The organism is Fibrobacter sp. UWB2 (assembly GCF_002210425.1).
In the GTDB taxonomy this organism is placed as follows: domain Bacteria; phylum Fibrobacterota; class Fibrobacteria; order Fibrobacterales; family Fibrobacteraceae; genus Fibrobacter; species Fibrobacter elongatus.
Genome location: NZ_MWQK01000002.1, coordinates 22,378 through 34,205 on the forward strand (window position 1 = coordinate 22,378; position 11,828 = coordinate 34,205).

At 53.6% G+C, this 11,828-nt stretch carries 11 protein-coding genes and 1 pseudogene; 10 read left to right on the forward strand and 2 right to left on the reverse strand.

Annotated features, from left to right (window positions below):
• Nucleotides 1-118 precede the first annotated feature (118 nt).
• The gene (locus tag B7982_RS03465) at nucleotides 119-1,588 is read right to left on the reverse strand and encodes a carboxypeptidase-like regulatory domain-containing protein (RefSeq protein ID WP_088659572.1); all 1,470 of its coding nucleotides are present in this window, start codon (nucleotides 1,586-1,588) and stop codon (nucleotides 119-121) included.
• Nucleotides 1,585-2,424 (reverse strand): TIGR02147 family protein, encoded by an 840-nt coding sequence (locus B7982_RS03470; RefSeq protein ID WP_088660001.1) that lies wholly within the window; start codon nucleotides 2,422-2,424, stop codon nucleotides 1,585-1,587. The genes B7982_RS03465 and B7982_RS03470 overlap by 4 nt, the downstream gene beginning before the upstream one ends.
• Before the next feature lie 228 nt (nucleotides 2,425-2,652).
• Here B7982_RS03470 and B7982_RS03475 point away from each other — a divergent pair.
• The 10 genes and pseudogenes from B7982_RS03475 to nuoK form a co-directional block, all read left to right on the forward strand.
• A pseudogene (locus B7982_RS03475) lies at nucleotides 2,653-3,153 on the forward strand (NADH-quinone oxidoreductase subunit B); the annotation flags it as partial.
• 139 nt (nucleotides 3,154-3,292) lie between these two features.
• A complete protein-coding gene (locus B7982_RS03480) occupies nucleotides 3,293-3,895 on the forward strand; it encodes an NADH-quinone oxidoreductase subunit C (protein ID WP_088659574.1) in 603 nt (200 codons plus the stop codon).
• Nucleotides 3,892-5,085, forward strand: coding sequence for an NADH-quinone oxidoreductase subunit D (locus tag B7982_RS03485; protein ID WP_085490968.1), 1,194 nt, complete (start codon nucleotides 3,892-3,894; stop codon nucleotides 5,083-5,085). The genes B7982_RS03480 and B7982_RS03485 overlap by 4 nt, the downstream gene beginning before the upstream one ends.
• The gene (locus B7982_RS03490) at nucleotides 5,082-6,143 is read left to right on the forward strand and encodes an NAD(P)H-dependent oxidoreductase subunit E (RefSeq protein WP_014546777.1); all 1,062 of its coding nucleotides are present in this window, start codon (nucleotides 5,082-5,084) and stop codon (nucleotides 6,141-6,143) included. The genes B7982_RS03485 and B7982_RS03490 overlap by 4 nt, the downstream gene beginning before the upstream one ends.
• Before the next feature lie 2 nt (nucleotides 6,144-6,145).
• The gene (gene nuoF, locus B7982_RS03495; RefSeq protein WP_073423386.1) at nucleotides 6,146-7,453 is read left to right on the forward strand and encodes an NADH-quinone oxidoreductase subunit NuoF; all 1,308 of its coding nucleotides are present in this window, start codon (nucleotides 6,146-6,148) and stop codon (nucleotides 7,451-7,453) included.
• A gap of 4 nt (nucleotides 7,454-7,457) precedes the next feature.
• Nucleotides 7,458-9,047, forward strand: coding sequence for a 2Fe-2S iron-sulfur cluster-binding protein (locus B7982_RS03500; RefSeq protein WP_088659575.1), 1,590 nt, complete (start codon nucleotides 7,458-7,460; stop codon nucleotides 9,045-9,047).
• Entirely contained in the window at nucleotides 9,047-10,402 is a 1,356-nt protein-coding gene (locus tag B7982_RS03505) for a complex I subunit 1 family protein (RefSeq protein ID WP_073423384.1), read from the forward strand. Before B7982_RS03500 ends, B7982_RS03505 begins: the two co-directional genes overlap by 1 nt.
• Nucleotides 10,402-10,968, forward strand: coding sequence for an NADH-quinone oxidoreductase subunit I (locus tag B7982_RS03510; protein ID WP_015732213.1), 567 nt, complete (start codon nucleotides 10,402-10,404; stop codon nucleotides 10,966-10,968). Before B7982_RS03505 ends, B7982_RS03510 begins: the two co-directional genes overlap by 1 nt.
• Nucleotides 10,968-11,510 (forward strand): NADH-quinone oxidoreductase subunit J, encoded by a 543-nt coding sequence (locus tag B7982_RS03515; RefSeq protein ID WP_014546782.1) that lies wholly within the window; start codon nucleotides 10,968-10,970, stop codon nucleotides 11,508-11,510. Before B7982_RS03510 ends, B7982_RS03515 begins: the two co-directional genes overlap by 1 nt.
• Nucleotides 11,510-11,824 carry an NADH-quinone oxidoreductase subunit NuoK gene (gene nuoK, locus B7982_RS03520; RefSeq protein WP_085490964.1) on the forward strand — a complete coding sequence of 105 codons (315 nt, stop codon included), beginning with the start codon at nucleotides 11,510-11,512 and terminating at the stop codon, nucleotides 11,822-11,824. The genes B7982_RS03515 and nuoK overlap by 1 nt, the downstream gene beginning before the upstream one ends.
• The last annotated feature ends 4 nt before the right edge of the window (nucleotides 11,825-11,828 follow it).

Consider the following 11,828-nt stretch of genomic DNA (forward strand, 5'->3'; position numbering starts at 1 on the left):
AAAAATAGTTATTAGTCGACAGTGGGCTGCGCAGAAAAAAGGTGATCCCGGCACAAGGGCCGGGATGACGCAATGAAAAAGTTACTGGGTCCTTCCGCTACGCTCAGGATGACGATGATTACTTCTGCAGTGCGTAGTAGGCGGAGAGCCAGGCGTGCAGTTTGTTCCAGCTGTCGCTGCTTTGCGTGACGTCTTCTCCGAGCGAATAGATGACGAAGTCTTCGAGCTTATGATTCCCCAATGTAATTGGAGGAATGGACTGGAACTGATCGCTGAAGTCCTTTGTGTCGGTGACCCTGCCATCTATGGCGATAACGATATGATGAGACTGGATGAATATCGAATAGTGGTGACGTTCTCCGTCCAGAACTTCTTGACAAGACGAATCCTTCAAGGTGTAATGGTTTTCGGTATCGTCTTCGCCTTCAGACGTTCTTTTATAAATTTCGGCGCAGAGCTGGTTCGGTTCACGTCCGACTTTTATGCTGAAGGCAACATCGCTTTCTTCTTGACGGGTATCCACGTAGATGGAATCGGCTGCGCTAGACAAGCTGTCCTTCGTTATCCAGAAACTGATTCCAAGAATGCTGCCGAACGCCTTCCAGCTTTCGTTTTGGATGATGTTCATGCCGGGAGTCGTTTCGCTGAAAGCCTTGTAGATTTGCACCGGCTGGATGGCCGTTTCGCTTGGGACCACCGAGAACGTGTATGTTCCGACATCGATGCTTGGGATGACGGTCAGGTACTTCGAGTTGCTCGGGTCGTTTTCGAACTTGTAGAGTGCAAGCGTGTCGCCGTCGTCGCTAAGAAGGACGGGATTCGTGATGCTCGTCTTGAAAGTGACGGGGACAATCATGGAATCGAGTTCTGTCTTGTCGATCCAGTATTTTGCGGTGCTCAAGGCGTCTTGCGAGACGATGACCGGAATGCGAATTTCCGAAACTTCGAGCTTTTTGCCCGGAGCGAAATCCCACAGGACGTCTTGCGTGATGGAGTCCGTGTCTTCGTCCGAAGTCTTGATGAGCGTAATCTTCGTGAATTCCATGGGCGGAATTTCGTCGAGGATGACGGTTCCGGCTTCGATATCCTTGTTCTGTACGGCGATGCAGTTGAGCGTGCCCGTGATGCAGAGCGTGTCGCCCAAGTCGAGCTCGTAGGCGCTGAGCTTGAGTTCGAGGCTTGCGTTTTCTTCGAGCTTTACTTCGGGGACGGATTGCGTCTGCAAGTCGGTGGTGCCTTCTTCGACGGTAATGGTCTGGTAGCCGGACTGCGTGTGGTCCGTGTTGCTAATCTGCAAGGCATAGTCGCCTGCGGTGACGCTATCCATCGTGTACTTGCCGTCGTCGTCTGTCGTGGCGGTCTTGATGGGGGCCATGCGGGCTGCAATGTGCGTTGCCGAGATGAGGTTCACCTTGGCGCTTGCGACCGGGTATCCGCTTTCGTTCTTGACGGTACCTTCGATGCTTGCGATGGTCGTGCCGGATTCAGTTTCCGTGAGCACGCCGGCGTGGTTCTCGTCGGTGCAGGCGGAGAAAATCGATGCGAGGGCAAAAATCCCTGCTGTATTTAAAATCTTAAAATTCATCATGCCTTAACCTCCGGATCGAGGTTAGAGAACAAGTGCAAGTTCATCTGGTAAACACCGTTTGCCTTTTCGTTGTCCTCGCTGATGATGCGTCTTGCCTTAGCCTTGAATTCCTGGAGTTCGGATTCAAGTTTCTTGTAGGCGTTGTTCGAGATGCTGAAGGTGAGCGTGCTCATGACGGTCGGCATCTTGGGGCGCGTGATGAGCGCCTGCTTCGAAAGTTCAAAACATTGCAGCTGGTACTGCTTGATGAGTTCTGCGTTGTTGTACGGACCGCTGGAGATGGATTCCTTGGTCGGCTTCCAGAAACCGGCTTCGTTCTTGCGGGCGAGGCCCAGCTTTTCCAAAAGGGATAACGAGTCCTTAATCTTTCCGAGTGGAATTTTCGGGAAGATTCTCTTTTGCACCGGTGTCAAGTCATCTGTAACGTCCATAGCATCAAGAATAGCAAACATTGCGCTATGGTACCAATGGTTATAGTATTCGTAGGTGTTCGAATCGAGGATATGCTGCGGATTCGGGTGCAGGTGCAGGAGCTCTTCCATGGCGGCGCTACGGGCCGTCTCGGTTTTTGCCTGGTCGAGCTTCACCATGGTCTCGAAGTACTTCGCGGCCTTCTTGTTGAGGCCGAGGACTTCGATAAACTTGGCTGTCATGCGGGGGCTGACCTTTTTCCCTCTGAGAACATCGGCAAAGTAGCTACGTGTCTTGGGGAGTCCGAGCATATTGCAGATTCCGGTACGGGTGAATTCCGGGTCGGACTGGACTCTGGCCGCCTGGTATTCTTCCAAGTACTTGCGGAAGTGCGTAAACTGGTAAATGTCGATATAATTTTCCACGAGGATAATATAATATTTATGAGAACTAAGGTGAGAACATTTTTTGAGAAATAACATTAAAATGTGATTTTCCTCCTTCTCGCTTAAGACCGCCTGCTTCTTACTTTTTTATTGCATTTGAAAAATGGGCGTGGATTGGCGATTTTCCCGCGTGTTGGCTTTACGTTTTTTGTGCGTTCGGTCACGAAAGTTTCTATCTTTAGGCGCGAATTTTATGAGGTAACTCCTATGGGTAATGAGGCAGAAAAGCCGAATATCATTACGTCCTCGCTTGACTTTTTGGTCAACTGGGGGCGCTCCAATTCCTTGTGGCCGTTCCCTTACGGTACGGCTTGTTGTGCAATTGAATTCATGAGTACGGAAGTGGGTCGTTACGACCTTTCACGTATCGGTTCTGAATACGTGCGTTTTACGCCGCGTCAGTCCGATGTGCTGCTTGTTGCAGGTACGATTACTTATAAGCAGGCTCCGATCTTAAAGCGCATCTACGAACAGATGGCTGAACCTCGTTGGGTCATTGCCATGGGTGCATGCGCAAGCTCTGGCGGTTTCTATGACTGCTACTGCACGGTGCCCGGTATCGACCACATTATCCCGGTGGATGTGTATATCGGTGGTTGCCCTCCGCGTCCGGAAGCCTTCTTCGATGCCATGTTTGACTTGCAGAAGAAGGTCAAAGACGAATCCTTCATGAAGCAGCGCGCCGAAAGCGTCAAGGAACAGCTTGAAATGATCAAGGTGAAGACTGCCGAAGCGAAGTGCGAAGCCAAGACTGCTATTCACGAAAAGGTCGTGGACATCAAGGACTTCATGAAAGAAAAACAAGAAAATCTTGTAAAGAAAGCCCAGTTCTGGAAGGAGTAGAAGAATGACTGTTGAAGAAATCTTCGCCGCCCTTGAAGGAAAGTTTGACGTCAAGCGCGAACCGCTCGACAAGTGGGGCATCACGGCTGTCGTTGCTGCTCCCTATCTGCATAACGCTGTCCAGTTCCTCAAGGAAGAATCCGGCATCAAGTTCGATATGCTCGTGGACATTGCCGGTATCGACTACTTGACTTACCCGAATCACGAAGGCCCTCGCTTTGCGGTCTCTTATGCTTTCAAGAGCATGAAGAATCCGGGTGCTCGCATCCGTCTTAAGGTGCTGGTGTCCGAAGAAAACCTCAAGGTCCCGACGATTAGCGACCTCTATGCCAATGCCAACTGGTACGAACGCGAAGTCTATGACCAGTTCGGTGTGATTTTTGAAGGTCATCCGGACCTCCGCCGCTTGTTGAACCACGTTGAATTTGTTGGCCATCCGCTCCGCAAGGATTACCCTGCCCAGAAGCGCCAGTGGCTTTCGACAAACGACTACCTGCTTCCGGAACTCGAAAAGCGTCTCGAAGAACTTGGCTACAAGGTCATCCAGCGCTCTAAGGAAGTGGAAACGAACGACAATGAATTTTTGGAAGGGAGTATCAAGGCATGATCGTATTAGATCCGAATGGCGAAAAGCTGAATTTGATGCCCTTGAACGTTGGGCCTAGCCACCCGGCAACTCACGGTTGCTTGCGCTTCTTGACCGCTATGGATGGTGAAACCATCGTGGCATCTGTCGAAGAAATCGGCTACCTGCACCGCGGGTTCGAAAAGATGGTCGAACGCGGCACTTGGCAGCAAGTCGTCCCGTACACGGACCGCTTGAACTACTGCTCTGCTATCATGAACAACATTGCGTTCTGCCGTGCAGTCGAAAACATGTTCCAGGTCGAAATCCCGGAACGCTGCAAGGTGCTCCGCGTGATTGTGAACGAACTTTCCCGTATCAACGACCACTTTGTGTGCGTTGCTGCTGCGTTCCAGGACTTGGGCGGTACGACTCCGTTCATGTACGCCTTCAACCCGCGTGAAGAAATCATGTGCATCTGGGAAAAGCTCACGGGTGCACGTCTTACGAACAGCTTTGCTCGCATTGGCGGTCTCTACCGCGATAGCTACGAAGGTTTTGAACAGGACGTTCTCGCAGCCCTCAATTCTACTGAAAAGGCTTTGAAGGACTTGCACGCCTGCTTGGACAGAAACCGCATCTTCCTCGACCGTACGGTGGGCATCGGCAAGATCTCTGCCGAAAAGGCTATCAGCTACGGCTGGACCGGTCCGTGCCTCCGCGCTTCCGGTGTTGCCTCTGACCTCCGCAAGGATGAACCGTATTACGATTACGAAACCTATGACTGGGAAGTCGTGGTCGGCACTCAGGGCGACTGCAACGACCGTCTGCAGGTTCGTTTGGCTGAAATTGAAGAATCCGTGAAGATTGTGCGCCAGGCTTTGAAGCGCCTCGCTCCGGGCCCGGTCGATATCGTCGATCCGCGTATCCGCGTGCCGGCTCACAAGCTCGCTTATCAGGACATGGAAGGCCTTATCGGTCGCTTCAAGAGCGTTTACGAAGGCATCCGCGTTCCGGAAGGCGAATACTACTGCGGTTCCGAATGCGCTAACGGTGAACTTGGCTTCACGATTATTTCTGACGGCTCTGGCCATCCGTACCGCATCAAGGTGCGTCCGCCTTGCCTTACGCAGTTTGCTGCATTCCATGAACTCGTCGAAGGCGGTCTCTTGGCTGACTCCATGGCCGTGCTTTCGGGTCTCAACATTATTGCTGGAGAACTTGACCGATGAGAGAACATATTACTGGCGCTGTCCAATTTGTCTCGAACAATCATTTGAAGTTCGACCGTCCGGCGCAGCCGATTGATGCTTTGCCGGATCCGGGCCAGAAGTTTGGCTATGTGAACAAGCCTGTGCCGCAGCCGCCTACGGCTGAAGTGCTCGCCAAGCTCAATACGCCTGAAATCAAGGAACGCTGCGCTGATTTGCTCAGCCGCTATCCGGTCGGTCAGGCAGCACTTCTCGAAGTGCTCTGGCTTGTGCAGGGCGTGTTTGGCTGGGTTCCGCGCGAAGGAATCCGCTGGGCTGCTAACGTTTGCGGTTGCGCTCCGGCTCATGCTCTTGGCGTTGCTACGTTCTACACAATGTACAACCACGCTCCGAAGGGCAAGTTCCTCTTGCAGTTCTGCCGTAACATCAGCTGCACCATCAAGGGCGCTCCGAGTTTAATCGCTTATGTGGAACATGCTTTGAACATCAAGACGGGCGAAACGACTCCGGATGGTCTCTTTACGATCCTCCAGGTGGAATGCCTCGGTTCTTGCGGCAACGGCCCGATGATGCTCGTGAACGACGACTTCGCTACAGACGCTGATGGCGACGTGCTCACGATGAAGCCGGGTACAAAGCTTACGACCGACAGCATCGACCGCATCCTCAAGTGGTGCTATGCTCATGAAGACAACATCCCGAAGCACGATGTGCTCGGCGGTACGGTGAAGGGCCATTGCGGTCATCCGGGCGCTCCGGGTGCTATTGCAAAGCCGCAGGTAGCTGACTATGCTCCGCCTTCTCCGGTTTTGAATGTCAAGTCTGAAGCTGACGAAACGGGCGCTACCCTCACTTGGAAGGGCGCTCCGGAATTCACGAAGATTGTCGTCGAAAAGAAGAACGGCAATGACTGGGTTGCCGTGGGCGAGCCGGGTGTGAAGGACAAGGCTTTTGTGGACCCGAACGGAAAGGTCGGCGACGAATACCGTATGATTGCGACCTCCGGTGAACGTGTTGCTAAACCCTCGGCTGTTGCTGTGACTAAGCAGAAGCCCGCACCGGAACAAAAGGCGGTTTAATTATGGCTGAATGTGTAAAAGTTTGTACGCAGAACTTTGGCAAGGGCGCCCAGGACATCGAAGTCTATAAGAAGCTGGGTGGCTACTCCAACATTTCTGAACGCTTGTTCAACATGAGCCAGTTTGAGCTCATCGATTACGTGCAACGTTCTAACCTCCGCGGACGCGGTGGTGCAGGCTTCCCGACTGGCATGAAGTGGAGCTTTGTGCCGCGTGGTACGGGCAAGCCGGTTTACATTGTCGTAAACGCTGATGAAGGCGAAGGCGGTACCTTTAAGGACCACTTCCTCATGCTCGAAGATCCGCACCGCTTGATCGAAGGCCTTATCATTGCAGCTTGGGCTCTTGGCTCTCGCGCAGCCTACATCTACTGCCGTGGCGAATTCCTCCCGTGCATCGAAGCCTTGAACAAGGCTTTGAACCAGGCTTACGCTGCTGGCTACCTCGGCGAAAACATTTGCGGCACGAAGTTCAGCTTTGATATCTTTGTGCATCGCGGTGCTGGCGCCTACATTTGCGGTGAAGAAACTGCTCTTATTAACTCTCTTGAAGGCCAGAAGGGCCAGCCGCGCTTGAAGCCGCCGTTCCCGGCAGTTTGCGGTGCCTGGAAGTCCCCGACCTGCGTGAACAACGTCGAAACCATCATGTCCCTCCCGTGGATTTTGAGCCACGACCCGAGCGACTACGCCAAGATGGGTACGCCGCGCGCCGGTGGTACGAAGGTGTTCTGCATTTCCGGTGACGTCAAAAATCCGGGCGTGTACGAAGCTCCTCTTGGCACTCCGATGATGACTATGATTAACGATTACGCCGGTGGCGTTGTGGGTGGCAAGCTCAAGGCTGTGCTCCCGGGCGGTTCCTCTTGCGCTCCGCTTACGGCAGAAGAAGCTGCTGTCGCCACGATGGACTACGAATGCCTTGCCTCGATGAAGACGATGTTCGGTTCTGGCGCTATGATCGTGATTAACGATACGCACAACATGGCAGACCTCTTGAATTGCCTCGGCAACTTCTACAGCCATGAATCTTGCGGCCAGTGCACGCCGTGCCGTGAAGGTACAGGCCTCTTGCACCGCATCTTGAACCAGATGGTGGCCGGCAACGGTCACGATGGCGATGTGGAACTCATGCAGAGCCTTTCTAGCGGATTTGGTGGCGTGACGATTTGCCCGCTCTCCATTTCTTTGGGTGGCCCGGTTTCGAGCTACACTGCAAAGTTCCGTGCGGACTTTGACGAATATATCGCTAAGAACCCCGAACACGCAAAACCGCGTATTCAAGAAACAAGTCGTCCTGGAATTTTCTGGTAATAATATGAGTAACTACTACAATATGCCGAAACTCCCGACCGAAGCAAGCCCGAAGGTGGAAATCTTCGTGGATGATCGTGCCGTGATGGTTCCTGGCGATACCAACCTCCTCGAAGCTTTGAAGGCTGTCGGGATTGAAACTCCTCACGTATGTTATCATCCGTATTTGCCGGTGTCGGGTAACTGCCGTCAGTGCCTGGTAGAGCAGGAAGGCCCGCGTGGTCGTATGCTCGTGATTTCGTGCTATACTCCTGTGACTCCGGGGATGAAGATTTATACCCCGGCATCCAGCGCCCGCGTGAAAAACGCCCGCAAGGCCACACAGGAATTCATGCTGGTGAACCACCCGCTCGATTGCCCGATTTGCGACAAGGCCGGTGAATGCACCTTGCAGGAAAACTACATGGAAGCAGGCCAGAACGAAGGCCGCCTCCGTCCGGAATACGGCAAGAATTACCATGGCAATCCGGAACATCAGTTCATTGATGCGAAGGGACAGCTCCGTGGCGGTAAGCATGTGGACATCGGTCCGCGCATTTTGCTCGACGAAGAACGTTGCGTGCAGTGCGACCGTTGCGTACGCTTTATGCGTAGCATCGCGAAGGACGAACAGCTCCAGCTTGCTGGCCGTGCCGACCATACTTACATTACTACCTTCCCGGGCGAAAAGCTCGACCATGAATACGACCTCTGCGTTACGGATGTATGCCCGACGGGCGCCATGACGGCAAAGTACTTCCGCTTCCAGAAGCGCGTTTGGCTCCTTGCCCACACGCCGACGATTTCGATGGACGATTCCCTCGGTGCAAACATCTGGCTTGACTACGCCGATGGCCGCATCTACCGCGTGATGCCGCGTTGCAACCCGGAAGTGAACCGCAGCTGGCTCTCCAATACGAGCCGTCTTGCGTTCCAGCAGTTCGACAAGAACCGCTTGCCGGCAATCGACGCTTCTGCACTCCAGCTGGTTGGCGGTAAGGTCGCCCTCGTTGCTGGTGGCGCTTGCACGAACGAAGACCTCGCTGCTCTCAAGATGCTTAAGGAAGCTCTCGGTGACCGCGCTGAACTCTTCGGTGGTTCCCTCCTCAAGGTTAACGCTCCGGACGGTATCGCCAAGAGCGGTGACCCGGTGGCAAACCGCGCAGGCATGCAGCTCATGGGTTTTGCAGATGTTGCAGAACTCCTCAAGCGCGCAGGCGAATTCAGCAACCTCATCACGGTGAACGCTGACCTCTACGGCGAAGACGCTGCTGCAGCTAAGGCTCTCGATAAGATTTCGAACCGCATCGCTCTTTCTGCTTTCGATGACGCTACCGCCAAGAAGGCGAAGGTTGCTTTCGGTATCCGCCACTGGAGCGAAGTCCAGGGTACGATGGTCAACAGCCTCAACATCTTGCAGAAGCTCTCTGCTGCTCCGACTTGCCCGGACGAAAAGCTTCTCCCGGCTTACGAAGTGATTTCCGCTTTGGCTGGCAACAAGTTCAATTCGGCTTGCGAAGCTTTCAAGAAGGCTCGTGAATACGTGCCGGCTTTCGCCGACATTACCTATGATGCCATCAAGAGCACAGGAAAGCTCCTGGGAGGTAACGCATAATGGATATTATTGAATCCAAAACCTGGATTGAATGGGCAATTACGATTGCGAAGTTCGCTTTCTGCTTCGTACCTGTCCTTTACATCCTCCTTTTAATCCCGATGGAACGTCGTGGCGCGGGCTTCATGCAAGACCGTCAGGGCCCGAACCGCTCCTACATCAAGATCCCGTACTTCGGCAAGATTCGTTTGCTCGGTTACGTGCAGAACATGTGCGACGGTACGAAGCTCTTCTTCAAGGAAATGTTTGCACCTGCTGGCGTGAACAAGCTCCTTTACTATGTAGCTCCGGCAATCCCGTTCGCTATCGTGTTCCTCTCTCCGTGCGTGATCCCGTGGTTTGGACCGATGATCTTTGACTGGGGTGGCGAAACGGTGCGCATTGCAGGTTCCATCATTGATTCCGATGTGGGCGTGCTCTTGCTCTTCGGTTTCTCCTCGATCTCGGCTTACGGTGCCATGCTCGCTGGTTGGGCTTCCAAGTCCAAGTACAGCTTCTTGGGCGCTCTCCGTACGAGCTCGATGACCATCAGCTACGAAGTCTGCCTCGGACTTTCGCTTATGGGCATTTTGCTCCTCGCCGGTTCTTTCAACCTCACGGACATTGTGCAGTGGCAGGAAAATCACGTGTGGGGCATCGTCGCCCAGCCGGTCGCATTCTTCTGCTTCCTCATTGCTAGCATTGCTGAAACGGGCCGTGCTCCGTTCGACGTCGCTGAAGGTGAACCTGAACTCGTTGCCGGTTACCATACGGAATATGGCGCTATGCAGTTCGGTCTCTTCTACATGGGCGAATACTCGCACATCTGCATCAACAGCTTCCTCATTGCGACGCTGTTCCTTGGCGGTTATGCAGTTCCGTTCGTGACGACCGAAACGATGCAGGAACACATGGGTGGCTCCCTTGCCATTCTCTGTGGCGTGCTCGCTTTCATCGCTCTCGCTTTCCTCCACATGATTTACCGCTATTCCCGCAAGCTCAAGGCAACGAATCTTACAAACCGCTTTGAAATACTCAAGGAATACAAGCTTTACAAGATTGTGGCTTGGGTCGCAACCGCAGCATTCATCGCTCTCGGTGTTGCCGCCTGGTTCTTCTACAATCCTGAAAACTTCGTGGTGAATGGCCTCGCTGTCGGTAGCTTTGCAACCGCAGTCGGTACGGCACTCATCCACTTGCTCGTTCTTGTGGCAAAGAGCCTCATCTTCTGCTGGGTCTGGATTTGGGTCCGCTGGACGCTCCCGCGCTTCCGCTATGACCACGTGATGCACCTCGGCTGGAAGATTATCTTGAATATCGCCCTCATCAACCTCGTGGTGACTGCGGTCATTGCAAAACTTTTAGGGGGTAACTAATGCGCGTTATTAAGCAAAAACCGATGACCGTCATCGAACGCCTTTACATTTTCGAGGCGATTCGCGGTCTGTGGACAACCCTTAAGCATGCGGCTCGTGGCTTGTTCCGCTATGAAGAACTTCCGACGATTTCTTATCCGGAAGGTCAGCCCGAAATCCGCAATACCTACCGTGCCAAGCACCGCTTGATGCTTCGCCCGGATGGTACGCCTCGCTGTGTCGCCTGCGGCATGTGCGCTGCGGCTTGCCCTGCCCACTGCATCTTCATTGAAGCAACGCAGAGCGATGACCCGCGTATCGAAAAGCGCGTGATGCGCTTTGACATCGACCACTTGACTTGCGTGTTCTGCGGTCTTTGCGCAGAAGCTTGCCCGGTCGATGCCCTCCGCATGGATACGAAGCAAATCATTTTCGAACACCGTTCCCGCGAAGACTTCGTGGCACACCTTTACGATCTCACCAACTGGGATCCGAAGGATTACCCGAATGACGAACAGAGCCAGATGGCTCCGGGCGGTACAAAGAATGCCGAGGCCCGCAAGGTCTGGGGCATGGAGGTCAAATAATGCTTGCATTGATTTATTTCATTGTCCTCGCAGTAATCGCAGTCGGCAGTGCCGTTTGCGTGCTCCTCTCTAGACACCCGCTTTATGGCGCCCTCTCGCTGGTCGCCTCGATGGTGTCCCTTGCCGGTATCTACGGCCTTCTCGGAAGCCCGTTCCTCGGCGTCGTGCAGATTATGGTCTATGCAGGTGCAATCATGATGCTCCTCACGTTCGTAATCATGGTCTTGAATGGCGCCCGTGACTCCCACACGCCGATGTTTGACAAGGTTTCGCTCTTTGTGATTCCCGCCGTCATCGTGCTTGCCGGTCTCGTGGGCTTTGCCCTCGTCCGCGCTCCGATCGCATTCGATGCTGCAACGGTTCGCGGTTCTGTGGCAATCACTTCCAAGACTCTCTTTGATGTAGCTCAGAGCGGCCCAGGTTACTTCGTACTTTTCGAAGTCCTCGGTGTGCTTCTGCTTTCTGCCATGGGTGCCGCAGTGCTTCTCGCCAAGAAGCGCCTTGGTTCTGTGGAATCCGAAAAAACGGAGGATAAACACTAATGGAACTCCAAGCTATATATGTTCAGATCTTGGCCCTGGTCATTTTCGCCATCGGCCTCATGGTCGCGGTCTCTCGCCGCAATGTGTTCTTTGTGCTGATGGGCGTTGAACTTGCCCTGAACGCCGTGAACCTTTCCTTCGTGGGCTTTGCAAAGACGCTCCCTGCGGAGGCAAGCATTGTGGGCCAGGTGGTTCCGCTGTTCTCCATTGCAGTCGCTGCAGCTGAAGCTTGCGTCGGTCTTGCTATGGTCATTCTCATTTTCCGCAACCGTGAAAGCGTTGACGCCGACACGTATTCTAACATGAAGGGGTAATAAG